At 72.9% G+C, this 24,003-nt stretch carries 22 protein-coding genes; 8 read left to right on the plus strand and 14 right to left on the minus strand.

The window, feature by feature from the left end; all coding sequences use genetic code 11:
• Positions 1 to 121: 121 nt before the first annotated feature.
• Entirely contained in the window at positions 122 to 2,461 is a 2,340-nt protein-coding gene (locus tag ACLQ22_RS29290; protein ID WP_425695148.1) for a glycosyl hydrolase family 18 protein, read from the minus strand.
• A gap of 197 nt (positions 2,462 to 2,658) precedes the next feature.
• On the opposite strand from ACLQ22_RS29290, the gene ACLQ22_RS29295 reads away from it, so the two are divergent.
• The 3 genes from ACLQ22_RS29295 (at position 2,659) to ACLQ22_RS29305 (ending at position 5,364) form a co-directional block, all read left to right on the plus strand.
• A complete protein-coding gene (locus ACLQ22_RS29295) occupies positions 2,659 to 3,627 on the plus strand; it encodes a GlxA family transcriptional regulator (RefSeq protein WP_425695149.1) in 969 nt (322 codons plus the stop codon).
• 7 nt (positions 3,628 to 3,634) lie between these two features.
• Positions 3,635 to 4,399, plus strand: coding sequence for an HD domain-containing protein (locus tag ACLQ22_RS29300; protein WP_425695150.1), 765 nt, complete (start codon positions 3,635 to 3,637; stop codon positions 4,397 to 4,399).
• Positions 4,400 to 4,536: 137 nt separating this feature from the next.
• Positions 4,537 to 5,364 (plus strand): SGNH/GDSL hydrolase family protein, encoded by an 828-nt coding sequence (locus ACLQ22_RS29305; RefSeq protein ID WP_425695151.1) that lies wholly within the window; start codon positions 4,537 to 4,539, stop codon positions 5,362 to 5,364.
• A gap of 63 nt (positions 5,365 to 5,427) precedes the next feature.
• On the opposite strand, the gene ACLQ22_RS29310 is transcribed toward ACLQ22_RS29305, so the two are convergent.
• The 6 genes from ACLQ22_RS29310 to ACLQ22_RS29335 are packed head-to-tail and all read right to left on the minus strand — an operon-like array spanning position 5,428 to position 11,303.
• Positions 5,428 to 7,005: a hypothetical protein gene (locus tag ACLQ22_RS29310; RefSeq protein WP_425695152.1), complete on the minus strand. Its 1,578-nt coding sequence runs from the start codon at positions 7,003 to 7,005 to the stop codon at positions 5,428 to 5,430.
• The gene (locus ACLQ22_RS29315; protein ID WP_425695153.1) at positions 7,005 to 7,304 is read right to left on the minus strand and encodes a YciI family protein; all 300 of its coding nucleotides are present in this window, start codon (positions 7,302 to 7,304) and stop codon (positions 7,005 to 7,007) included. Before ACLQ22_RS29315 ends, ACLQ22_RS29310 begins: the two co-directional genes overlap by 1 nt.
• Entirely contained in the window at positions 7,301 to 8,623 is a 1,323-nt protein-coding gene (locus tag ACLQ22_RS29320; RefSeq protein ID WP_425695154.1) for a hypothetical protein, read from the minus strand. The genes ACLQ22_RS29315 and ACLQ22_RS29320 overlap by 4 nt, the downstream gene beginning before the upstream one ends.
• Before the next feature lie 40 nt (positions 8,624 to 8,663).
• Positions 8,664 to 9,425 carry an SDR family NAD(P)-dependent oxidoreductase gene (locus ACLQ22_RS29325; protein ID WP_425695155.1) on the minus strand — a complete coding sequence of 254 codons (762 nt, stop codon included), beginning with the start codon at positions 9,423 to 9,425 and terminating at the stop codon, positions 8,664 to 8,666.
• A complete protein-coding gene (locus ACLQ22_RS29330; protein ID WP_425695156.1) occupies positions 9,422 to 10,402 on the minus strand; it encodes an alpha-ketoacid dehydrogenase subunit beta in 981 nt (326 codons plus the stop codon). Before ACLQ22_RS29330 ends, ACLQ22_RS29325 begins: the two co-directional genes overlap by 4 nt.
• A complete protein-coding gene (locus tag ACLQ22_RS29335) occupies positions 10,395 to 11,303 on the minus strand; it encodes a thiamine pyrophosphate-dependent dehydrogenase E1 component subunit alpha (protein ID WP_425695157.1) in 909 nt (302 codons plus the stop codon). The genes ACLQ22_RS29330 and ACLQ22_RS29335 overlap by 8 nt, the downstream gene beginning before the upstream one ends.
• A 158-nt stretch (positions 11,304 to 11,461) precedes the next feature.
• Between ACLQ22_RS29335 and ACLQ22_RS29340 the strand changes: the two genes are divergently transcribed.
• The gene (locus tag ACLQ22_RS29340) at positions 11,462 to 12,592 is read left to right on the plus strand and encodes a mandelate racemase/muconate lactonizing enzyme family protein (RefSeq protein ID WP_425695158.1); all 1,131 of its coding nucleotides are present in this window, start codon (positions 11,462 to 11,464) and stop codon (positions 12,590 to 12,592) included.
• 62 nt (positions 12,593 to 12,654) lie between these two features.
• On the opposite strand, the gene ACLQ22_RS29345 is transcribed toward ACLQ22_RS29340, so the two are convergent.
• From ACLQ22_RS29345 to ACLQ22_RS29370, 6 genes are read right to left on the minus strand one after another with little or no spacing between them, the layout of a single operon-like run.
• Positions 12,655 to 13,095 carry an L-rhamnose mutarotase gene (locus tag ACLQ22_RS29345; RefSeq protein WP_425695159.1) on the minus strand — a complete coding sequence of 147 codons (441 nt, stop codon included), beginning with the start codon at positions 13,093 to 13,095 and terminating at the stop codon, positions 12,655 to 12,657.
• Positions 13,092 to 13,925 (minus strand): carbohydrate ABC transporter permease, encoded by an 834-nt coding sequence (locus ACLQ22_RS29350; protein WP_357877472.1) that lies wholly within the window; start codon positions 13,923 to 13,925, stop codon positions 13,092 to 13,094. Before ACLQ22_RS29350 ends, ACLQ22_RS29345 begins: the two co-directional genes overlap by 4 nt.
• Positions 13,922 to 14,881 carry a carbohydrate ABC transporter permease gene (locus ACLQ22_RS29355; protein WP_121397749.1) on the minus strand — a complete coding sequence of 320 codons (960 nt, stop codon included), beginning with the start codon at positions 14,879 to 14,881 and terminating at the stop codon, positions 13,922 to 13,924. The genes ACLQ22_RS29350 and ACLQ22_RS29355 overlap by 4 nt, the downstream gene beginning before the upstream one ends.
• Before the next feature lie 54 nt (positions 14,882 to 14,935).
• A complete protein-coding gene (locus ACLQ22_RS29360; protein ID WP_425695160.1) occupies positions 14,936 to 16,234 on the minus strand; it encodes an ABC transporter substrate-binding protein in 1,299 nt (432 codons plus the stop codon).
• A 15-nt stretch (positions 16,235 to 16,249) separates the two neighbouring features.
• Positions 16,250 to 17,251 carry a Gfo/Idh/MocA family protein gene (locus ACLQ22_RS29365; protein WP_425695161.1) on the minus strand — a complete coding sequence of 334 codons (1,002 nt, stop codon included), beginning with the start codon at positions 17,249 to 17,251 and terminating at the stop codon, positions 16,250 to 16,252.
• Entirely contained in the window at positions 17,248 to 18,462 is a 1,215-nt protein-coding gene (locus ACLQ22_RS29370; protein WP_425695162.1) for a M20 metallopeptidase family protein, read from the minus strand. The genes ACLQ22_RS29365 and ACLQ22_RS29370 overlap by 4 nt, the downstream gene beginning before the upstream one ends.
• A 111-nt stretch (positions 18,463 to 18,573) precedes the next feature.
• On the opposite strand from ACLQ22_RS29370, the gene ACLQ22_RS29375 reads away from it, so the two are divergent.
• The 3 genes from ACLQ22_RS29375 (at position 18,574) to ACLQ22_RS29385 (ending at position 21,747) form a co-directional block, all read left to right on the plus strand.
• A complete protein-coding gene (locus ACLQ22_RS29375; RefSeq protein ID WP_425695163.1) occupies positions 18,574 to 19,470 on the plus strand; it encodes an amidohydrolase family protein in 897 nt (298 codons plus the stop codon).
• Positions 19,467 to 20,447 (plus strand): DUF2804 domain-containing protein, encoded by a 981-nt coding sequence (locus tag ACLQ22_RS29380; protein ID WP_425695164.1) that lies wholly within the window; start codon positions 19,467 to 19,469, stop codon positions 20,445 to 20,447. Before ACLQ22_RS29375 ends, ACLQ22_RS29380 begins: the two co-directional genes overlap by 4 nt.
• Before the next feature lie 73 nt (positions 20,448 to 20,520).
• Entirely contained in the window at positions 20,521 to 21,747 is a 1,227-nt protein-coding gene (locus ACLQ22_RS29385) for a MalY/PatB family protein (RefSeq protein ID WP_425695165.1), read from the plus strand.
• A 67-nt stretch (positions 21,748 to 21,814) separates the two neighbouring features.
• Here ACLQ22_RS29385 and ACLQ22_RS29390 read toward each other — a convergent pair whose 3' ends face one another.
• Positions 21,815 to 22,918 (minus strand): hypothetical protein, encoded by a 1,104-nt coding sequence (locus tag ACLQ22_RS29390; protein WP_425695166.1) that lies wholly within the window; start codon positions 22,916 to 22,918, stop codon positions 21,815 to 21,817.
• A 510-nt stretch (positions 22,919 to 23,428) separates the two neighbouring features.
• Here ACLQ22_RS29390 and ACLQ22_RS29395 point away from each other — a divergent pair.
• A partial coding sequence (locus ACLQ22_RS29395; protein WP_425695167.1) for a M23 family metallopeptidase occupies positions 23,429 to 24,003 on the plus strand: 575 nt, incomplete at its 3' end.

Genomic DNA, 24,003 nt, shown 5'->3' on the forward strand with positions numbered 1-24,003 from the left:
CCGGCGACATCCCCGTGGGCCGGGCGCGGCCCGGCGCGCAGCCGCCGCGACCCACCGACGCCACCGAACCTGGGCGGGGGGGGGGGGGGGGGGGGGGCCCCCGCCCCCCCCGCCCGCGAGTTCAGCAGGGGCCGTTGTCGGTCCAGACGCCCTGGGCGTTGGCTCCCGGCACGTCACCCTGGGTCCACCACCTCGCGGTCCACCGGTGACGGTCGTGGGAGACCACCGCGCCGCCGGAGTAGGCGGTGCCCGCCGACCAGGCCGGCACCGTGCAGGTCCCGCCCGGCGGGGTCGAGCCGCTCGGGCTGGGCGTCGGGTCGACCGGCACGGCCCCACGGGCGTGGTCGCTGGCCAGCGAGTACGTCTGCCCGCCGAAGCTGAGGGTGAAGTTGGCCGGTCCGGAGATCGGCAGCTGGTAGTTGAGGGTCACCTCCGCGTACGCGCCCGGGGCGATGGCGGCCGGTACGGTGAGCCGCACCCGGTTGTAGTCGCCCCTGAGCCCGCCCACGTTGCTGCCGGTGTGCCCCGTGGACACGGTGGTCAAGGCCCAGCCGGACTGCTGGGTGAGGGTCGGTGTCGTGGTCGGGTAGTCGAACTCCAGCTGCGCCCCGGCCGGGATCGGGCTGCCGGTGTTGTTGGTGAGCCGCAGTTCGGGGTTGATCGGATAGTTGTTGTCGCCGAGAGCGAAGCCCCCGACCGTGGCGGTCACGTCGATGGTCCGGGTCGGCAGGGTGACGGCAGCGCGACGGGCACCGTACGCGGGCGCCGTCCGGAACTTGTCGTAGAGCAGGGTGGTGAGCGTCTCGCCCATGCCGTACTGGCCCTTGGCCTGGTCGTACGCGTAGTCACCGGCGAGTTCCCAGATCATCACGCCGCCGATGCCCTTGTCCACCACGTAGTCCGCCTTGGCGCCGAGGGACTGCTCGTCCTCGGTGGAGAGGAAGACGCCCTTCTGCGCGTTCCACAGCCAGGGCGCGACCAGCGCGGCGGAGTAGTGGCGGGCGTAGCTGCCGCTGATCCGGTCGGTCGGGTCGGTGGCCGGCGTGAGGCCGTACGCGGACAGGTAGTCCGGGGTGATGCCGCGTTCCAGGTTCTTGGCGTGCCACATCGGGTTCGCCCCGGCTGGCACCTCCCCGCCGGCGCCGTCCAGGTCGTGCCAGAGGTTGTCGATGCCGACCGCGCCGTTTCCACAGGGGGTGGTGGAGCCGATCGAGGAGCCGGTGCCCGGCGGGCACTTGGTCTGGTCCGGCAGTGCGGCGCGGCCCCACAGCCCGTTGGTACCGCCGGTGACACCCTGCCACCCGCGCGTGTAGTAGGGGACGCCGATGTTGACCCGCCCGCTGGGCAGCGCGCCACGGAAGTAGTGGTAGGCCCAGTCGGTGTTGAGGTAACCGATGTTGCCGTAGGCGCCGTAGACGCCGCCGGCGGCCAGCTCGGCGTCGTCGCCGTTGTCGTAGAGGGCGGCGTTCGGGCCGACATGGTGGTTCCAGGACCCGTGCAGGTCGTACGACATGATGTTGACGTAGTCGAGGTACCGCAACGCCTGCGAGGACTCCATCCCCCGCAGCAGCCACCCAGAGGCGGGTGCGGCCACCGTGAGCAGGTAGTGCTTGCCGTCGGTGGCGGCAGCCGCGTCGAGCTTCTCCCGCAGCGTCCTCATCAGCACCTGGTAGGAGGCGTTGAGCCCGGCCCGCTTGGCGTCCGCCTGGGCGAAGTCGAGGGGGTTGCCGGCCTTGTTGTTGGAGGTGGGGTACTCGTAGTCGATGTCCACCCCGTCGAAGCCGTAGGTGCGCAGGAAGGCGACCACGGAGTCGGCGAAGGTGGCGATGCCGGCGGTGTTGACGGTGTTGCTGCCGGTGGTGGTCATCCGGTAGAAGCCGCCGGCGTCGACCCGGTCGCCGTTGTCGTCGAAGTAGCCGCCGGTCTCGGCCCAGCCGCCGACGCTGATCAGCGTACGCACGTTCGGGTTCTGCTTCTTGTACTTGTTGAGCAGGTTGAAGTGCCCGGTGTAGGCGTACTGCGGATCCATCTCGGCACCGGCGACGCCCGGCCAGGTCATGTTGGTGGCCGGGTTGTCCGCCGCCTTCGGGTTGCCGACCGAGATCTTGTTGCCCGCGTCGACGTGGGCGAAGGCGTAGTTGATGTGGGTGACCTTGTCCCAGGGGATCTGGCTGGCCAGGTACGCCGGGGCGCCGTTGCGTCCGGTGCGCCAACTGGTGAAGTAGCCGATGATGCGCCGGGAATGGTCGGCGCCCAGCTTTTCCCGGCCGTCGGTGTCGTAGACGGTGCAGTACGGCACCGCCGCGCCTGGCGTCCGGTACAGCCCGTCCGGCCGGCACGCCTCGTCCTGCCCGACGGAGGAATGTGCGGCGGGGGCCACGGTCAGCGCCGTCGCCACGGCCAGCAGACCGACCGCACCGCCGACGAGGAGCTTGCTCAACCGCTTCCGCAACGCGTCCACCTCCAATACTAAAGAAACCTTACTATTTACGGTCCTGAATATATACCTGCTCCAGGCGCATCCACGCAAGGACGCGGCCGGCCGGATGGTCGCTCGCGGGGCCTGCTCCGCCACCGGCGCCGGGGGCATCCCCCATGTCCGGATGTGCGGTCCAGCCGTCCTTGTCGACCTCGCGAGAAGGTGACCAGACTGCTGGTGTGGAGATCGCCCGGATCCGCGAGGTGGTCGTGGTCGTGCACGACGGCGTCGTGCTGCTCGACGTGGCCGGGCCCGTTCAGGTGCTGCACGGCAGCGGCGGCTACCGGGTCCGACTGGCCTCGGTGGACGGTCGCGCGGTGCGCACGGACGTGGGCGTGCCCCTCGACGTGGAGCTGCCCGTGCACCAGGTGCGGCATCGCTTCGACACGCTCCTGGTGCCCGGCTACGCCCTCGTCACGGCGCAGCCGCCCCCGGCCCTCGTCGCCGAACTCCCCCGCCTCAGCGGGCTCGCCCGCCGTACGGCGGCCATCTGCACCGGCGCGTTCCTGCTCGCGGCGGCGCGCCTGCTCGACGGCCGCCGGGCCACCACGCACTGGGCGGCCTGCGCCGACCTCGCGTCACGGTTCCCCGCGGTCCGCGTCCGGCCCGACGCCCTCTACGTGCGGGACGGTCCGCTGTTCACCTCGGCCGGCGTGACCGCGGGCATCGACCTGACGTTGACGTTGGTCGAGGAGGACCACGGGCCGGAGCGCGCCCGCACCACCGCCAAGTACCTCGTGGTCTTCCTGCACCGCCCCGGCGGCCAGTCCCAGTTCACCGTCCGCGGCAGCACCACGGCCGCCCCCGGCAGCGCGCTGCGCCGCGTGCTGGACGCCGTCGCCGCCGAGCCGGCCGCCCCGCACACGCTCGCCACGATGGCGGCGCACGCGTCGGTCAGCGAACGGCACCTCACGCGCCTGTTCCGCCACACGGTCGGGACGACCCCCATCCGGTACGTCGAGCAGGTCCGGGTCGAGGCCGCGAAGACCCTGCTCGAAGCCACCCACGACGGAGTGGCCCGCATCGCCCGCGCCTGCGGCTTCGGCTCGGACGACAGCATGCGCCGCGCGTTCCTGCGCGGCATCGGCATCACCCCGGCCGAGTACCGCCAACGCTTCCGGTCCGCGCACCCGACACCCGAAAGATGAGGTAACCGTGACGCCTTCCCTCTCGCGGCGAACCGCCCTCGGCGCCGGCCTGGCCGCCGGCACCGGCCTGGTCACCGGGCTGGTGCCCGCCGCCGCGGCCGCCGCCCACGGTGGACCGGACGCCGACCTGTCCCTCCCGTCGACCCGGCTGGCCCGCGAGGCGGCCCGGCTGATCGGCGAGGCGCAGGAGGCCTACCTGCGCAACCACAGCCTGCGCAGCTTCCTGTTCGCCCGCGAGGCCGCCGCGCGGGCCGGTCGGCTGCCCGGCCGCGACTTCGACGAGGAGGTCGTGTTCCTGATCTGCGCCCTGCACGACATGGGCCTGACGGCACACGCCAACTCCGACCAGCGGTTCGAGATGGACGGTGCCGACTTCGCCGCCCGGTTCCTCGAACAGCGGGGTGTCACCGACGACCGGGTCGACACCGTGTGGGACGCGATCGCCATGCACACGACGCGCAGCTTCCGCGACTCACCCGTCTTCCAGCGGCGCCGCCCGCCAGAGATCGGCATCGCCCAGACCGGGATCAGCGTCGACCTCATGGGCACCGCCAGCCCGGTGCCACCCGAGTACGCCGACCGCGTCCACCGGCTCCTTCCCCGCCTCGGCGGCGCCCGGGCCGTCACCGACGCGATCGTCGCGCAGGCACTCGCCAATCCCCGCAAGGCACCGGCCGCCACCCTTCCCGGCGAGATCCTGCACCAGCGCCACCCCGAGCTGCCCTACCTGACCTGGGACATGCTCCTGGACTCCAACGCCTGGGGCGACTGACCCGCCAGGGCGGCGAGCCCGTCGGCGTGCGACCGGTGCCGGCCCGGACCGACCTGAAGGATTTCTACGCGACCACTTCCACCCGACGCAGGCTTCTGCCAACCTTATATCCACCGTTTTCAATGTTGGGAGTGCCCGTGTCGTTGTCCCGTCGTGCGGCATCCGCCCTCGCCGCGATCGCCCTGCCCATGGTCACCGCGCTCACCGTCGGCCTGGCCGCCGCCCCCGCCCAGGCCGCCGCCCCGACCTACACCGCACTCGGCGACTCGTACGCCTCGGGCACCGGGACCCGGGAGTACTACTCCGACAGCGGCTCGTGCCAACGCTCCCGGCACGCCTACCCGGTCCTGAGCGCCGCCCGGCTCGGCGCCACCCTCACCTTCCCCGCCTGCGCCGGCGCGACGGTCTCCGGCGTGCTGACCGGACAGCTGGGCAGCCTGAGCGCGTCGACGGACCACGTGACGGTGACCGCCGGCGGCAATGACATCGGCTGGTCGTCGGTGATCCTGCAGTGCGCGCTGCCCTGGCCCGCCACCTGCTGGTCCCACATCGACAACGCGGAGAACCAGATCCGCAACACCCTCCCGGGCCGGCTGGACCAGCTCTACTCCCGGATCCGGAGCCTCGCCCCGAACGCCCGCGTCGCGGTGGTCGGCTACCCGAGGCTGTTCAACGGCGAGGAGTGCAACCTCATCGCGAGGATCTCCCCCGGCGAGCAGGCCGAACTGAACGCCGCCGCGGACCTGCTCGCCACGACCATCCGGGGCCGGGCCGTCGCCCACGGCTTCACCTTCGTCGACGCCCGGGGCCCGTTCACCGGCCACGCCGTCTGCGACGACGTCGAATGGCTCAACGGCACGTCGAATCCGCTCGGCGAGTCGTACCACCCCAACCGCGCCGGTCACGTCGGGTACGCCGGCGTGGTCCAGACCGCCCTCGGCGCCACCGCCGACCGGAGGTCCTGACCGGCCTTGCCGGGTAGGGCGGATCCGGGAGGCGATCGGACCAGCCGGCGGTGGGTGGCGGGATCAACCGGCGCAGTGGGCGTGGCGGGTGGCCCGCTCGGCCAGCCACAGCCACCGGCGCTGCACCTCGCCACCGGTGGCGGCGACCATCCCCAGGGCGTCCTCGCGGACCGCGACGAGGGCGCCCGCCGTCGCCGAATCGTCGTCCAGCACGGCCGCGCCGTCGCGGAACGCCTCGGCCTCCGCCGCGCCGCCGAAGCGGGGAGCCACCTCGTCGCGCCAGAAGTCCGCCCAGGCCAGGTCGGGATTCCAGGTGAAGCGGGCGTACGCCAGGTAGCTGATCTCGTTGGTCGGGTGGTAGGCCGACGCCTCGGCGAAGATCGTCAACCCGCGCATCCCGGCGCCGCCGGCCCGGACACCCATGTCGGCGTACATGTCCGGCACCCAGGAGTGCCGCTGCCGGTTCCACTGGGAGCCGGCGTGGGTGCGCAGCACGTTGGTGGTGTGCGGGAGCCGGTCGACGTGCGCGGCCGTGAGCCGGTGCCGGTTGTCGTACCAGAAGCCCCGGTTGACGCAGTACTGGTAGGCCACGTCGTCGGGCAGCTCGGCCAGCGGCTTCTGCGCGTCGAGGTCGAAGATGTTGTCCCAGTAGACCTCGACCAGGTGCCGCAGCGGCACCCCCGCCGGACCCTTGCGGCGGGCGGTCTCCAGCAGGGTGGGGTAGACCGACCGCATCGCCTCGTACGACCAGGAGGTGCGCTCGCCTCCGGTGCGGGCCGCGCAGCGCTGGCAGGCGCAGCTGCCGTAGTCGCCGGTCTCGAAGTTGATCCCCCCGACGGGCAGGGTGTCCAGCAGCCAGTCGACGGCGTCCCGGTGCCAGGCGAGGTTGTCCGGTTGCGAGGGGCAGGCGGCCATTATGTACTCGCTGGCCGGGAAGTGCAGGTCGCCGAACTCGTCGATGTCGAAGCCGACCTTCTTCGGCAGCTCGGCGGCCAGGTCGGGCCGCTGGCGCAGCCAGGTGGCGAGGTTGTAGCGGTGCCGGCCGTCGAAGTAGATGCCGCCGTAGGCGTTGACTCCGATGCCGGCGATGATGCGTACGCCCCGGGCGTTGGCGTACTCGCACAGCTCGCGGGCCGCCTCGACGCCGCCGTGGGCGTCGCGCAGCAGCCCGTAGACCACGATGCCGCCGATCCGCTCTCGGCTGCAGAAGTCGACCAGCCGGCGGTAGTCGGCGCCGAACGCGTCGGCGGACTTGGCGTACGGGTTGAGCGCACCGATCTCCTGCTGGCCGAGCTGGCGCAGGTCCCAGTTGGTGGAGTGGTCCCAGGTCCACAGTGTCCGCAGCGGCAGCCCGGGCGCGCCGGTGCGCACGCCCAGGGGAAGACCAGCCGGGGTGGCCAGGTCGGTCAGCTCCCGAGCAGCGTAGACCAGGCCGGCGAAGGGGTCGCCGGTGAGCCGGATGTCGCCCTCTCCGGGCACCTCGATGCGGTAGCCGCCCTCGGGAAGCGCCGGGTCGACGTCGAGGTCGACCGTGACTCCCTCGGGGTTCTCCCCCCATGCCTGGGTCAGCAGCTGGGCGGCGTACGGCGCGGACGCGGCGCCCCGCACCCGGATTCCGGTGATCTGGCGGTACTGCGACATCATGACCTTCCGTCAGGTGGCGGGACGGCGGCCAGGTAGTCGGCCACCTCGATGGCCGTCCACACCCCGTGCCGCCAGTAGGGATCCTGTTCGCACAGCTCGCGGGCGGCGCCGGCGTCGGCGGCCCGCAGGACGAGGACGGAGGCGCCGAGGTCGGCCCGGGCCCCGGCGAGCAGGGCGGTGCCGTCGGCGAGCAGGGACTCCACGCGGGCGAGGTGCGCCTGCCGGTGGGGCTCGCGCCGGACGGCGGCGTCGGCGGCGAACGTGGCGGTGACCAGGAAGGCCGGTTCGAACCTCACACGCCACCGCCGATCTCGTCGAACAGCCGCTGCATCTCCACCCGGTAGACGGTCTGCGGCCGGCCCGCGCCGGTGCTGACGTGCACGCCGATCTCCTCGGCGTAGCCCGCGGCACGCAGGGAGTTGAGCAGCCGGCGGGCCGAGCGGACCTCCACCCCGTACGCGTCGGCCAGGCCTCGCGCGGTCACCTCGTTCGGGTCCGTCTGGTGCAGCGCCTCCAGCAGCCGGCGGGTGGACAACGGCCCGAGCCGCAGTTGCTCGGAGATGCGCAGCACCCCGGAGGTGGTCTCGCGCAACCGCTGCTTCACCGGGCTCTCGCGGCTGGAGTAGATCTCCCCGTCGGGAAAGACCACGTGGGTGTCGCCGCTGGCACGGCCGAGCGCCAGCGCCTTGCGGGCGTTGTCCTCGGCGGCGGCGATGGTGGTGCCGGCGCCGAAGCCGACGGTGTGCTCGACGTCGACGCCGCGCAGGGTGAGCAGCGTCGCGTGACCGGAGCGCTGCCGGGCGATGGCGCTCTCCACGGTGCCCCGGGTGGTGGTGATCAGCAGCGTCCGGTCGTCGATCGTGCTCAGCCTGCCCCGCATCCGCTCGGCGTGTTCCAGCAGCGCCTCGCGCAGCCGCAGCCGCTGCCGCTCCACCTGGTACGGGTCGTGCCCGCGACCGGCCTGCTCGGCCACCTCGATCATCATCACCGCGATCTGGGTGGCCCGGGACTGCCGGATCTCCGCGGCGAGCCAGGCCCGGCGCAGGGCGTCGCGGACCGAGGCGCGGGTGTGTTCGACACGCCAGACCGGCACGCCGCTCTCGCGCAGGTCCCGGTGGACCGCGCCGAGGCAGGTCAGGCACGCCTCGACGGCGCCGGAGGCGTACCGCTCGCGGTGGAAGGCGACGATCTCGTCGAGGCCGGAGAAGAGCAGGCCGGAGGAGTCGGCGATGGGCAGGATCTCGGTGGGCGGGGTCAGCTCGATGTCGTGGTAGGTCTCCCGGACGGTGTCGGCCTCGATGGTGTCCACGCTGACCGTGGGCAGCCGTCCACCGTTGGCCAGCAGCATCCGCGACAGCGTGCGGTAGAGGTCGATGCCGGCGTGCGGCATGTAGTCGATCTCGGCGCGCAGCCCTCCGGCGGAGGCCGCGAAGGCGTGCGGGATGCGCCCGGTGAACAGCAGCACCTGGCACAGTTCGTCGAGTTCGCGGGCCAGCTCGGGCGCCTGCTCCGGTCGGGTGTAGGCGCGGGCCGTGAGGTCCCCGGCGCGTCCCTCGCCGGCGGAGACCTCCTGCACGAGCCGGATCGAGTCCTCCGGTCCGATGATGCCGATCACCTTGTTGCCTCCACGTCGTCGCCGCCCTCGGGTTGGCTGCTCAGCCGGTGTGGACGGTGCCCACGACACCGTCGCTGACCGGCGATGCCAGCAGGACCAGCGTGGACGCGACGTCCTCCGGCCGACCAAGGGCGGCCTCGATCTCCGCGACCCGGTCCCCGTCCGCGCCGTTGGCCCGTGCCTCGGCCAACGACCTGCGCATCAGCGGCGTGTCGATGTCGCCGGGGCAGAGCGCGTGCACACGGATCCCGTGCGGACGGAGTTGTCGGGCCAGGGTGAGCGCCAGGCCGTGCAGCCCTCCCTTGCTCGCGCCGTAGGGTACCGACCCGGATCCGTTCTGCACGCCCGCCTTGGACCCGACGAGCACGAGCACACCCGGGCGGCCGGTGAGGTGTCGCACCGCGTGCTTGGCGACGAGGAACGGTCCGGTCAGGTTGACGGCGATCACGTGGGCCCAGAGTTCGGCGCTGACCTCCCGGACGTCCAGGCCCTGCCCGCGCATGACGCCCGCCACGTGCAGCACGGCGTCGATCCCGCCGAGTTCGGCGGCGGCGGCGTCGAGAGCGGCGGCGACCTCGGCCTCGACGGTCACGTCGACCTGCCGGGCGCAGGCCCTCGCCCCGCCGCCGCGGGCCTGCTCGGCGGCTCTGGCCGCGCCGTCGCCGTCGGCGTCGAGCACGGCCACCGACGCGCCGGCGTCGGCCGCGGCCCGGACGGTGGCCAGTCCGATGCCGGAGGCGCCGCCGACGACGACCACCCGCCGGCCGGCCAGCAGCCCGGCCGGCGGGGCGTCGACGGTCACGGACGGACCGTCCGGCGTACCGCCGCCACCACGTCGGCGGCCTCGGGCACCACCGCGGCCTGCAGGGCCGGGGCGGCGGGCATCGGCACGTCGGGGGTGGCCACCCGGGCGACCGGGGCGCGCAGGTCGGCGAAGCACTCGGCGGCGGCCCGGGCGGCGATCTCCGCGCCGAACCCGCCGGTCAGGTTCGCCTCGTGGGCGACGACCAGCCGGCCGGTGCGCGCCACCGAGGCGGCGACCGTGTCGAAGTCGAGCGGGTTGAGCCAGCGCAGGTCGATCACCTCCACCTCGATGCCCTCCTCGGCCAGCTCACCCGCCGCGTCGAGGGCAGCGCCGACCATCCGGGACCAGGCGACCACGGTGACGTCGTCGCCCGGCCGGACCACGCGGGCGCCGCCGACGGGTTCGACCGGGGCGTCGGTGCGCACGGGTCCGCGCGTCGGGTAGAGCATCCGCGCCTCGGCGACGACCACCGGATCGTCGCTAACCACGGCGGTGCGCAGCATCTGGTACGCGTCGTCGGGGGTGGCCGGCAGCGCGACCCGCAGGCCGGGGGTGTGCGCGAAGTACGCCTCCGGCGAGTGGGAGTGCTGGGCGCAGGCGCCGGGCGAGTAGCCCTGCTGCATCCGGATCACCAGCGGGGCCTTCCACCGGCCGTTGCTGGAGTAGTGGACGGTGGAGATCTGGTTGACGAACTGGTCCATCGCCACGAACGAGAAGTCGGCGTACATGATCTCGGCGATCGGGCGCAGGCCGGTCATCGCCGCCCCGAGGGCCATGCCGAGGAAGCCGGTCTCGGAGATCGGGGTGTCGAAGATGCGGGCGGAGCCGAACCTCTTGTGCAGCCCCTTCGTGGCGCCGAACGGCCCACCGGGAAGGGCGACGTCCTCACCGAAGTAGACGGTGTCGTCGCGGCTGTCCAGGGCCCAGGTGAGCGCGGCGTTGACGGCCTGGATGTAGCGCAGGGACTCAGACATGGACGTGCTCCTTGACGGTCGCCGGGTCCGGGAACGGCACGGCGCGGGCGGCGGTGACGGCAGCCTCGACCTCGGCGGCCACCTCGGCGTCGATGGCGTCGAGCCGGGCGGTGAGCGCGGCGTCGGCGGCCTGCCGGATCCGGGCCAGGGGCTCGCGTCCGCGGGCGGCGGCGATCTCGCCGGCCGGCCGGTAGTGCTGCACGTCGCCGCTGTAGTGGCCGACCAGCCGTTCGGTCATGGCCTCCACGATGGAGGGTCCGGCGCCCTCGCGGGCCCGGGTGACGGCCTCGGTGACGGCCTCGGCCACGGCGTCGGCGTCGTTGCCGTCGACGACCCGGCCGGGAATGCCGTACCCGGCGGCGCGTTCGGCGAGCTGGCGGACGCGGACCATGTCCTCGATCCGGGACATCTCGGAGTAGACGTTGTTCTCCACGACCAGCACCAGCGGCAGGTCCAGCACGGCGGCGAGGTTGATCCCCTCGTGGACGTTGCCCTGGTTCATCGCGCCGTCACCGATGCTGACCAAGGAGACCGCGCCACTGCCGGTGCGCTGCGCGGTGAGCGCGGCACCGGCGGCGACCGGCACTCCGGCGCCGACGATGGAGTTCTCCCCGACGAACCAGCGGCTCGGGTCGGACAGGTACGGCGAGGCGGCCCGACCGCCGCAGAGGGCGGAGTCGCGCCCCATCATCTCGGCGAGGAGCCCGACCATGTCCACGCCCCGGGCGACCGCCCAGCCGTGGCCCCGGTAGGTGGCGGTCACGTGGTCGCCGTCGCGTAGCGCCCGGCAGGCGCCGACCGGGATCGCCTCCTGGCCGTTGCACAGGTGGATCGAACCCGGGATCTCGCCGTCGTCCTTGAGGGCGGCCAGCCGCTCCTCGAACCGGCGGATCCGGGCCATGAGCCGATAGTCGTCCGGCAAACCCATCACACCCCCAAAAGCAGTTAGAGCCTTATTGCGGCTCGTTCGTTCCGAAGCCTAGACCAGCCCTGCAAGGCTATGGAAGAGTGCAGTAGCAAGTTTCTGGCCGTTATTGGTCTCTAATTTTGGGGGCAGGTATGGAGATCACCGCCGTCGACTCGGTGGTGCTGGGCGACGCGCACTTCGTCCAGCTGCACACATCGGACGGGCTGGTCGGCGTCGGGCAGTCCGCCTGCTGGGGCTACCCCGCCGCGGTGCACGCCGTGGTGGAGGCGTTCCGTCCCCATCTGCTCGGCGCCGACCCCGGCCGCATCGAGCACCACTGGCACCACCTCTACCGGATGGGCCCGTTCCGGGGGTCCGTGCTCTCCGCCGCCGTCGCCGCGGTGGACATCGCACTGTGGGACCTGCTCGGCAAGCGCCTCGGCGTCCCGGTCTGGCAACTGCTGGGAGGCCGGGTACGCGAGCGGATCCGCCTGCACCTGCTGCTGCCGGGCACCGGCGCGGAGGCGCTGGCGGCGCAGGCGGCGGCGGCCGTGGCCGACGGCTTCACCGCGGTCAAGTTCGACCCGCTGCCGGCCGACTACGCCGACCTGTCGCTGGCCCGGCTGGTCATGTCCACCGAGGCCACCACGGCCGCCGTCCGCGACACCGTCGGCCCCGACGTGGACCTGCTCGTCGAGCTGCACCGCAAGCTCACCCCGTTGCAGGCGGAGGCGGTCGTGCCCGCGCTGGCCCGGCACCTGCCGTTGCTGGTGGAGGACCCGATCCAGATCGACAGCGTCAGCAGCCAGGCCGACGTCACCCGCCGGGCGCTCGGCGTGCCCATGGCCAACGGGGAACGGCTGCACACCATCTGGGAGTTCAAGGAGCTGCTCGCCCAGGGCGGCGCCCAGTACGTCCGCCCCGACCTGGGCCTGGCCGGCGGCATCAGTCACGCCCGCAAGATCGCGGCGCTGGCCGAGGCGCACCACGCCGCCGTGGTCAGCCACAACTGCCTCGGCCCGCTGCTGACGATGGCCTCGGTGCACCTGGACACCGCCATCCCCAACTTCGTGGTGCAGGAGTACTCCCCCCTCGACGACCAGCTGGCCGACGGACCGGCGCGGGCCTGCGTGCGGCGCGAGGGCGGGTTCCTGCCGGTGCCCGAGGAGCCCGGGCTCGGCGTGACCCTGGACCTCACCGACGCCACGCCCCTGGACCTGACGGGCCGCCCCCTGCACCGCATCCCGCTGCGCGCGGACGGCTCCGTCGCGTACGCGGTCTGAGCACACGCGACGGTTGCCCGGCGGGCGAGCCCGCCGGGCAACCGTCGTACGGACCGCCACGCTCACGCCGGTGGCGGCCGGCCCGCGTGGTGGAAGACCGGGTGGGCCCACAGCGGCTCGCCATCGGCGTCGGCGATCTCGGCGAACAGGTGCGCCAGTGACCGCGTCCACCGTGCCTGCACGGCGGAGGCCGCGGTGACCCGGCGCGCCCGCGGGTAGCCGTCGCGGGTCCGCAGCACGCAGATCAGCAGCAGTCCGTGCCGGTAGATGTGGTAGTCGTACACGCCGGCCTCGTCCAGCAGCGCCGACATCTCCGGCCAGATCTCGGCGTGCCGGCGCTCGTACTCCCCCTCGGCGCCCGGGCGCAGCCGGTAGAGGTGACACAGCTGCGCCCCGGGCCCCGAGGCCCCGGGATCGGCCGCCGGCCCGGGGCCGCCGGGACTGGGTACGAGACCGCCGGGACTGGGGCCGCCGGTACCGGGGCCCTTCCCCGGCGGGCTCACTTGCCGGAGCCGGCGAGCGCGCCGGAGACGAGCTGACGCTGGAAGACCAGGTAGATGATCAGCACCGGCAGCAGGGCGACGATCAGGCCGGCGCTGACCAGCGGCACCGACACGTCGTACTGGCCGCTGAGCAGGGAGACGCCGACCATCAGGGTCTTGCTGTCCGAACCGCCCATGATGACCAGGGGCAGCAGCAGGTCGTTCCACATCCAGACGAAGTTGAAGATGGCCAGCGCCGCGAGCGCCGGCGCGGCGATCGGCGCCAGCAGCCGGAACAGGATGGTGAAGTGGCCCGCGCCGTCGACCCGCGCCGCCTCGATCAGCTCGTCGGGCACCTGCTGGAAGTAGCCGGCGAGCTGGTAGGTGCCCAGCGGCAGCCCGAACGCCGCGTACGCCAGGATCAGCCCCTGGTACTCGCCGGACATGCCCAGGTCCAGCACGGTCTGGTAGAGCGGGTAGATGATCGCCTGGCCGGGGATGGTCAGGGTGATGATGATCAGCAGGAAGACCACCTTGCCGCCGCGGAAGCGCAGTTTCGTCACCGCGTACGCGACCAGCAGCGCGGCGAGCACCGACAGCACCAGCCCGCCCAGGGTGGTGATCAGCGAGTTGAGCAGCAGCCGGGGCATGTCCATCCGGCGGAACGCCTCGAGGTAGTTGTCGAGGGTGATCCCGCTCGGCAGGCCCAGCGGGTCCTGGGCGAAGCCCGTCTGCGTCTTCAGCGAGCTGACCACCGTGAACAGCAGCGGGTAGACCGCCGCGACCGCGACGACGACCAGCGCGAACGTGAGCAGGTAGCGCCCGGCGCGGGCGAATTGGCGCTGGTTCATCGCGGCTTCCTGGTCCCCTCTGTGAACATGTGCCGCACGCTGAAGATCGAGAGCACGGCGACGAAGACGAACAGCGCGATGCCGATGGCGGAGCCGTAGCCGCGGTCGAGGAACTGGAAGGTGGTCAGGAAGACCAGGTACTCGGGCAGCATCGTGGCGTCGCCCGGCCCGCCCTGGGTCAGCGCGTAGATCAGCGGGAAGAGCCAGATCAGGACGCCCGAGGCGCACAGCACGCTCCAGTACGCCACGGTGGGCCGCAGCATCGGCACCACCACGGAGAGCAGGCGCCGCCAGAACCCGGCGCCGTCGAGGTAGGCCGCTTCGAGGGTCTCCTCGGGGATGGTGGCCAGCCCGGCCAGGTAGGTCATCACGCCCAGGCCGAAGAAGCTCCACAGCGCGACCGCGACCAGTGCGAACAGCGCACTGTAGCGGCCGTTGAGCCACTGGATCGCCAGCGGTTCGAGGCCGACCGTACGCAGCAGGGCGTTCAGGGGTCCGTCGGGGGCGAGGATCTGCCGGAACATGATCCCGACGACGATCGGGGCGATGGTGTACGGGACGAAGTAGACGGCCCGGAAGAACTTCCAGCCCGGCGACCGCTGGTGGATCAGCAGCGCCAACACCAGCGGCAGCACGATCCACACCGGCAGGGTGGCCACCACCAGCAGGGCGTTGCGGAAGCTGGTGAGCACCATCGGGTCGTCGAGCATGCGGGTGTAGTTGTCGGCCCCGGCGAACGAGCTGCCACCGAACCCGCTGGACGACTCGGTGCTGGTGATCACTCCCCGGATCAGGGGCACCACCTTGAACATCACGGCCAGGACCAGCGCGGGCAGCACCAGCACGGCGCCCAGCCACCACTCGCGGGCACGGCCGGGGCGCGGGGGCCGCCGGGCGGGTCGGGTCGGCTTGTCGGCGGCCACCGGCTCCGGCACCGGCGCGGTGGAGATCGTCATCTGGCTTCCTTCTCCGGCTGGCGGGGCGGGGCGTCGCCGCCCCGCCCCGTACGACTAGTTGCCCTGCTTCTTGGTGGGGCTGCGCTCCAGCGCCTGCTGCATCTGCTCGGCCCACTTGTCGACGGTGAGCTGACCGAGGCTCACCTGCTGCCAGCCGCGGGCCAGCGCGTCGGCCTCGGGTCCGGAGAGCATCACCCCGGCGTGCAGGGTCGGGTCGGCGACCAGCTCCTGGATCTTCTGGAAGGCCGGCGAGGAGGGCAGCAGCGCCTTGTCGACGTTCTTGTTCAGCGGCTGACCCTTGGCGTGCTTCACCCACAGCTCGCCGTTCTCCTTGCCGGCGAGCCAGGTGATGAACTCCAGCCCGGCGTCCTTCTTCTCGCTCCACTTCGTCACGCCGTAGACGGCGCCCTCGATGCCGGAGAACTTCTGCGCCAGCGCGGCGCTGGGCTCGGCTGCCGGCCAGCGGGTGACGCCGAGCTTGTCGTCGCCGAGGGCCTTGCCGAACGCCTCCCAGTTCACGGCGTCGGAGATGATCGTCCCGGCGAACGCGGCGTCGCCGCGCTGGAAGATGTCCGCGCCGTCGGGAAGCATCGTGATCGACGGCGCGTTGCTGTTCGCCCAGCCCTTGGTGGTGATCTCGGCGAGCTTCGCCAGCACCGCGACCAGCTTCGGGTCCTTCCAGGACAGGGTGCCGGCCAGCAGGCCGCGGATGTCGTCCTCGCTGAGGTAGCTGCGGGCGATCTCGGGGAAGTCCCAGTACGCGGGGAAGGTGCCCGACAGCCCCAGGGCCAGGCAGGTCTTGCCGGCCTTCTTCACCGCCTCGCAGGCGGCGCTGAACTCGGTCCAGGTCGCCGGCGGCTTCTCCGGGTCGAGTCCGGCGGCGGTCAGGATGCTCTTGTTGTAGTAGAGGACGTTGCCCTGGTACGAGAAGGGCACGCCGTAGCAGGGCTTGGCGGTGTCGAAGCCCTCGCAGGCACCGCTGTAGGTGACGAGGTCCTTGTTGATCTCGGCGGCCTTGTCGCCCAGCGGCACGTACGCGCCGCGCCGGTCGAACAGCTCCAGGCCCGCGTTGTTGGCCATCACGTCCGGCCCCGACTGGGACGTGATGTAGGGGCCCTGCACCTCGGGGTACTTGTCGAACGGCACCGACTGCATGTCCAACTTGATGTCCGGGTGGCTGGCCTCGAAGCTGGTCTTGACCTGCTTCCAGTACTCGGTGCCGCCCGGCTCCCAGGTCAGCACCTTGAGGGTGACCGGGCCGTCCGAGGCGTCGTCACCTCCGCACCCGGAGAGCAACGCGGCGGCGGCCATGCCGGCGGCGACGACGCCGGCGGCCAATCTACGTCGGATCATCAGCAGAAGCTCCTGTCAGCGAGGGGGATGGGGAACTCGGCGGGGGGCGCCGTCGGCGGTGGCGCTGTCGACGACGGCGGCGGCGATCTGCACCACGTGCAGCCCGTCGGCGAGGGGAACGACCGGGGTGGGCTCGCTGCCGTCCAGCCGGCGCAGGAAGTGCCGCAGCTCGGCGGCGAGCGCGCCACCGCCGTCGGCCGGGGAGAGCAACCAGTCCGGCGCCTCCGTCCGCTCGGCCTGCACGAGCAGCGTGGGGTGCCCGAGGTCGACGTGGCCGACCCCGTCGGTGCCGTACACCTCGACCAGGTCGAAGGTGTGGCTGGGGGTGTGTTCGGGCAGGAGGTAGCTGTTGCGGACCGACGACACGACGCCGTTGGCGTGTCGAAGCTCCGCCCACACCAGCACCGGCGTCGCCGATCCCGGGCGGGTCCGGGCCGCCGCGCGTACCTCGACCACCGGCGACTGCGCGTACCACAGCGCCAGGTCGATGTCGTGCACGGCGGTCAGCAGGGCGGGATGTTCCTCGGGGAAGAGCCGGGTCAGGGTGCGGGGGCGGTCCCGGCGCGAGGAGACGGCCAGCACCTGACCCAGCCGGCCAGCACGGACGGCGTCGTGCAGCGCCCGGTGGGCGGGGCTGTACCGCAGGATGTGCCCCGGCTGGCAGAGCACCCCGTGCGCCTCGGCGGCGGCGACGATGGCGGCGGCGTCGGGGACGGTCGCGGCCAGCGGCTTCTCGACCAGGACGGGCACCCCGGCGGCGATCAGGGCGACGGCGACGGCACGGTGCGCCGAGCCGGGCACGCACACGGACGCGGCGTCCGGCGTGCCGGCGGCGAGCAGGTCGGCGACGGTGGGATAGCTGTGCGGGATGCCGTGGCGGCCGGCCACCCGTTGCCGGGTGGCCGCGTCGGGTTCGACCAGCGCGTCGACGCGTACACCCAGGGCCTGGTAGGCGGCCACGTGCCGGACGCCGAACGCGCCCCCGCCGATCACCGCCACCCGCGGTCCGTCCTTCATCCGTCCACCGCCCCGGCGGACGCCGGCTCGCCCTGCGCGACGCCGGCCCGCAGTCGACCGTCGAGGACCGCCCGCGTGAGCCGCTCCAGGGCGGCCACCCCCGTCACCAGGCACCGCTCGTCGACGTCGAACGCGCCGGAGTGCAGCGGGGCTCCGCCGCGCTCGCCGGTGACGCCCAGCTTGACGTAGAGGCTCGGACCGAGCGCGCCGAGCAGCGCGAAGTCGTCCGTGGTCAGGGGCGGCACCGGCAGGTCGACGACGTCGACGGTCCCGGGCAGCTCGGCGTGCGCGAGGGCGACCAGTTCGGCGGCGTTGCGCACCGGGGGCATCTCGTTGGCCCAGGTGAAGCGCACGCCGAGATCGAGCGCCGCGGCCTGCTGGCGGGTGACGCGTTCGATCACCGCCTTGAGCCGCTCCCGGACGGCCGGGTCGTGGGTACGCAGGGTCCCGGTCGCCTCGGCGCAGTCGGCGACCTGGCTCTGGCTCGCCCCGCCGGAGATGGTGCCGATGTTGAAGGCGACCAGTTCCTCGGGGTTGCGGGCCCGGGCCACGGCGGCGTGCAGGGTGGTGACCATGGCGGTGAGGCCCAGGATGGCGTCGCGCCCCAGCGCCGGGGTGGCGGCGTGCGCGGCCACCCCGAGCAGCTCGACGCGGAACGCGTCCTTCGCCGCCATCGCGGTGCTCCGGTCGACACCGAGCGTGCCCGCCGCCAGGTCGGGCCAGCAGTGCAGGCCGAGCACCGCGGCGAACCGGCGGTCGCGGAACGCCTCGTCGGCGAGCACCGCGGCGGCGCCGGAGTCGGCTCCGAACGGGATCTCCTCGGCGGGCTGGAACAGCAGGGTCACCGAGCCCCGGGCCGGTGGGTCGGCGGCGAGCCGGGCGGCGACTCCGTAGGCGACGGTCATGTGCACGTCGTGCCCGCAGGCGTGGCAGACGCCGGGGTTGCGGGAGGCGTACGGCTCCTGCTTGGCGTCCTGAACGGGATAGGCGTCCATATCGGCCCGAAGGAGAACCTCGGGTCCGGGCGCAGCTCCATCGATCTCCAGAGCCAGGCCGGTGCCGGCAATTCCGGTCCGGATCCGGCCCAGGGGCCGCAACAGCTCCACGAGGGTGGCGGCTGTTTGTCGCTCGGTGAACCGCAGCTCAGGATGTTGGTGAAGCTGGCGCCGCAGCCGGACCAGCTCATCAACGTCGTCGCCTTCCAGCGTCACGCGGTTCACCCCTTGCTCGCGCCCTCAGTTACGGACCTAATTGAGACAAGAACCTAAGTCAGGGGTGTCGCCACGTCAATGGCCTGCGGAAATTTGGGTTAGGGTCCGACCATGCGACGCGCTGACGCCCACCTGCACCTGTTCGCCGACGGCTATCCCGGTCGCTACGGCCGCTCCCCCGCCGGCGGCGACGAACTGGCCGTCTACCAGGGCATACGACGCGAGCACGGCATCGGACGGGCACTCGTGGTCGGCTACGAGGGCGAGCCGCGCTTCGCCGGCAACAACGACCATCTCGCCCGCCTAGCCGCCGCGCACGACTGGATCGCCCCGGTCGCCTACGTCCCACCAGGCGGACCGGCGGGAGCGGGCGGGGCCGGAACCTGGCTCTCCGCCGGCTTCGTCGGCGTCGCCGCGTACCTGCCCGACGAGGCGGCCGCCGAGGCGTTCGCCGCCTGGACGACGCACGAGGCGCCGGCGCTGAACGACGCCGGGGCGGTGGTGAGCCTCAACGCCACCCCCGCGGCGACCACGCGGCTCGGCCCGGCCCTGGCCGCCCTGGACGGCTGCACCGTGCTGTTCAGCCACCTCGGCCTGCCCGGGGAACACGCCGAGGTGCCCACCCGCGAGACGGCGGAGGCCGTCCTCGCTCCCCTGACGCGGATCGCCCGGCTGCCCCACGTCGGGGTCAAGGTCTCCGGCCTGTACGCGGTCAGCCACCCGGCACACGCCTTCCCGCACCGGGCGGCCCGCCCGTTCGTCGACCTGCTCCTCGACCGCTTCGGCCCACGGCGCCTGTACTGGGGATCCGACTTCTCCCCCAGCCTCGACCACGTGTCCTTCGCCCAGGCGGCCGATCCGACCGGTCTCGACGGGCTGTCGGCCGGGGACCGCGACGCCGTCCTCGGCGGCAACCTCCTGCGCGCCCTCGACCGCCACGCCGCCGCCACCGGGCGACCTCCGGCGGCGTCCCCGCCGGAGCCGGGCCGGATACCCTCCCCGTCGTGACGCGCGAGAACGAGATCACCGAGCCGGTCGACCTGTGCCTCGCGGGCGGGCGGCTCGATCCCGCCGCCGTGGGCTGGAGCCGCCGTCCACTGCACCGGGCGAACCTGCGTGGCTGGGGCCGCAACAAGCGCTGGGAGTACTGGGGCGTCGTCACGCCGACCCACATCGTCGGCCTGGTCGCCTCGTCGCTGGACTACGCGGGCGTGCACAGCCTCTACGTGCTCGACCGCGCGACGAAGGCCGAGATCGACAGGAACGCGGTGGTCCCCTTCGCCCGGGGCACGCTCTTCCCGCCGGTCAGCGGGGCGGGCGCGGTGCGGGCACGCGGCGGCGGGCTCTCGATCGACATCGACCAGGCGGCGTCGGGCACCACCATCCGCGCCACCGCCCCCGGTCTGGAGGTCGACCTCGTGGTGCCGCTGCCGGCGGGTCACGAGTCGCTCGGCGTGGTGGTGCCCTGGAGCACCCGCCGGTTCCAGTACACCGTCAAGGACCTCGGCCGCCCGGTGCGCGGCACCCTGCGGGTCGACGGGGTGGAGCATCCGGTCGCCGAGGCGGACTCCTTCGCCGTCCTCGACCACGGTCGCGGCAGGTGGCCGTACGCGATCCGCTGGAACTGGGCCGCCGGCAGCGGCCCGGGTCGGGCGATCCAGCTCGGCGGTCGGTGGACCGACGGCACCGGCTCGACCGAGAACGGCCTCTTCGTCGACGGCCGGCTGCACAAGATCGGCGACGAGCTGCGCTGGGAGTACGACCGCGCCGACTGGTTGCGGCCGTGGCGGATCAGCGGCGAGCGGGTGGCGGTGGAGTTCCACCCCTTCCACGAGAAGATCGCCAGGACGAACTTCGGTGTGCTCGCCAACGAGACGCACCAGTGCTTCGGGCACTTCACCGGCTGGGCGGCGGCCGACGACGGCGAGCGCGTCGACCTGGACGGACTGGTCGGCTGGGCCGAGGAGGCCCGCAACCGCTGGTAGCGGCGTCGGGGGCCGGACGTGGGCGCCCGGGCGGGCGGAACCAGCGGCGGCGCCTGGTCCTATGGTGGGCGGTATGGCAAGCCCTGGCCCCTCCGCCGACGGCTCGGCGGCCCGGAACCCGCTCACCCTGCTCACGCTGGACGAACTCCGGCAGCGCACCAGCGTGAAGTGGCGCATGTTCCCGCCCGACGTGCTCCCGCTCTGGGTCGCGGAGATGGACGTGCCCCTCGCTCCCCCGGTGGCCGACACGCTCCGCCGCGCGGTCGACCTCGGCGACACCGGCTACTCGTACGGGACGGCGTACGCCGAGGCGGTCGGTGACTTCGCCGCCCGGCGCTGGGGCTGGCCCGACTTCCGCGTCGCGCACACCTCGGTCGTGCCCGACGTGATGATGGGCATCGTCGAGGTGCTCCGGCTCGTCACCGACCCCGGCGACGCGGTCGTGGTCTGCTCCCCCGTCTACCCGCCCTTCTACGCCTTCGTCAGCCACGCCGACCGGCAGGTGGTCGAGGCCCCGCTCGGGCCCGACCGGCGCATGGACCCCGCCGCCCTCGACGAGGCCTTCCGCCGCGCGCGGGCCCACGGCCGCCGGCCGGCGTTCCTGCTGTGCAACCCGCACAACCCGACCGGGGTCGTCCACCGGCGCGACGAGCTCGAAACCGTCGCCGCGCTGGCCGACCGGCACGGCGTACGGGTGATCTCCGACGAGATCCACGCCCCCCTGGTGCTGCCGGGTGCGCACTTCACCCCGTACCTCACGGTGGCCGGCGCCGAGAACGCGTTCGCCCTGACCTCCGCCTCGAAGGCCTGGAACCTCGCCGGCCTCAAGGCGGCGCTCGCGGTCGCCGGCCCGCAGGCCGTGTCTGACCTCCGCCGGATGCCGGAAGAGGTCAGCCACGGGCCCAGCCACCTCGGCGTCATCGCGCACACCGTCGCGTTCCGCGAGGGCGGGCCGTGGCTCGACCTCCTCCTCGACGGTCTCGACGGCAACCGCACGCTGCTCGCGACGCTGCTGGCGAAGCACCTGCCGTCCGTCCCGTACCACCGCCCCGAGGGCACCTACCTCGCCTGGCTGGACTGCACCGGGCTCGGCGTCGACACGGAACAGCCGGCCGACGACATCGGCGTGGTCAGCGACGTCGCCGGGCCGGCGAAGATGTTCCTCGACCACGCGCGGGTCGCCCTCAGCTCCGGGCACGTCTTCGGCACCGGCGGGGCGGGCTTCGTCCGGCTCAACTTCGCCACCTCGCCGGCGATCCTCACCGAGGCCGTCGCCCGCATGGGCGACGCCGTCCGCTGAGGACGCCCGCCGTCCGCACGGGCCCGGGCGACGTCAGGTTCGGCGCGGCGTTCGCGGGCATTCGCGTTCAGTCACCGTCAGCGCCGCCGGAGCGGTCGGCGTCGGCCGGCCGATCGACCAGCCGCTGGTAGTGCTGCACCGCGAGCAGGACCGCCAACTGACCGAGCGCGCTGACGGCGGCGCCGAACTGGTCTAGGTAGAACACCAGCAGATTCACCACGCTCAGTGAGGTGACCAGACCCGCCCGGGCGATCTCCACGGCTCGGCGGGCCACCCCACGGAGCAGCAGCCCGGCGGCCACGACGAGCGCGGTTCCCACGCAGGCGTCCAGCAGCGCCCGGACGAGCAGGAGCAGCACCCCGCGACGGTCCCGGATGTCGATGCGGGCGAACTCGTTGGCGGTGGTGAGCACCCCACCGGTGGTCCCGTCACGCAGGTCGAGAGCGACGGCGACGATCGTGGTGAGGTCGCTGAGGGTGGCAAAGCCCAGTAGCCCGAGTGCCACGACCAGCCCGACGCGCAGCCGGCCCCGGGTCAACGACCGAGCCACCCACGCCCGCACGGCGACCGCGGTCCGGGCGACCCGTCCTGATCGCTGCTCGTACGGCGGCAGCACCCCGGGCCCGGTCAGCTCCAGCAGCGCCGCGGCCAGCGGTCGCAGCTCATCGCCGTCCGGGCTCGCGGCGGCGGCGCCGAGTCGTCGCCGCAGCTGCGCCCGGTCCCGGTCGCCGAGTCTCCCGTCGACGGCCTCGCCGAGCAGCTCCAGCGCGGCGTGCAGTTGCGCACGCGTGCCCTCGACCCGCGTGCTCCGGGCGCGCACGTACAGCCACACGGCGGTGAGGAAGGCCGCGTAGGCGATGGGCGCGGCGGCCGGGAAGAAGTAATCGTTGTCGGCGGTGATGAACTTGCCGACCTCGTCGATGAAGAGTCCTGCGCCGATCCCGGCCAGCAGCGCCGCCCAGAGCAGCGCGGCCCGGTTGACGACAAGCAGCGGGACGAGCGAGGCGACGAACAACGACAGGCCACCCCACAGGGCGTGCGAGATGTGCAACGTACCGCCGCCGACCTGCGGATAGCCGGTCAGCGCCAGGAACGCGCGGGTGCCGAGGACCGCGCCGCCGAACCCGATGAGCATCAGCAGCATGTAGCGCTCCGCGTCCAGTCGCGCCACCAGGCGCCGGGATGACCGACGCCGACGCCGCCGGTGGGACGGGAAGCTCATGTGGACAGCAAACACCGGACGGCCGGGTGCGGGTGGCGCCTCCGCCGAACGCGAGCTTCGGTCATGGGCGCCGTCGTCAGTCGACGACGGCAGCGGACGGCGAGGCTGCCGTCGGTGCACCTGTCGCCGACCGGGTACCAGCCGACCGGCGACCGCACTGACTATGATCGATCGACCGACGGCCCCGGCGGCGCGCGGTCCACGGGGATCCGACCGCGTCGACCGGGGCCTGCGGAGCGTCCGGTGTGGGGAGCAGCCCAACCGGCCAGGACCGTCACCACGCGCCGTCGGACCGCCGCGGCCGTGGCCGCGTGCACCCGTGACCACAGAAGGAGTTCCATGAATCAGCATGACGGAGCCGGTTGCTGCGGGGGCGGCGACGAAGGCGCACCAGGCGTCAGCCGCCGTACCGTGTTGCGCGCCGCGGCGTTGGGCGCGGGCGCCGTGACCGTGGGCGGGGTGCTGATTCCCGGAACCGCGCACGCCGCACCGACGATCTACAACCCGTTCAGCGCATACCCGGTCACCGACACCTGGGAGGGCCACCTCCGCCGCGGTTCGCTCGGCGGCATCGACTACGGCATGGGCGTGGGAACGGCACTGCCCGCCTGCGGCGCCGGCACCATCCAGAACATCCCCTACAACGGCACCGGCGGGCACACCGTCACGATCCACCACGGCGACGGCTACCGCAGTCAGTACATGCACCTGTCGCAGTTCCTGCTCGCCGACGGTGCCAGCGTCGGTGCGGGCACGGTGGTGGGCCGGTCCGGCGGTGCCGCCGGCGCGCCCGGCTCGGGCAGCTCGACCGGCCCGCACCTGCACTGGCACATGATCGACCCCTCGGGCACCAGGATCAGCCCGCTGGTCTACATCGCGCAGAACCCGGGCCAGCAGTCGCGTCAGGTGTACGAGGCGCCCAGCTTCAACGGCTGGCAGGCCCTCCCGGTCTCCGGCAGCGCGGGTGCGGTCACCGGGTCGGCGGTGGCCGCGATCGGGGTGAGCACCACGAAGATCGTCTACACCCTCAACGG

Origin of the sequence: Micromonospora sp. DT178, assembly GCF_049841695.1 — a bacterium.
Taxonomy (GTDB): domain Bacteria; phylum Actinomycetota; class Actinomycetes; order Mycobacteriales; family Micromonosporaceae; genus Micromonospora.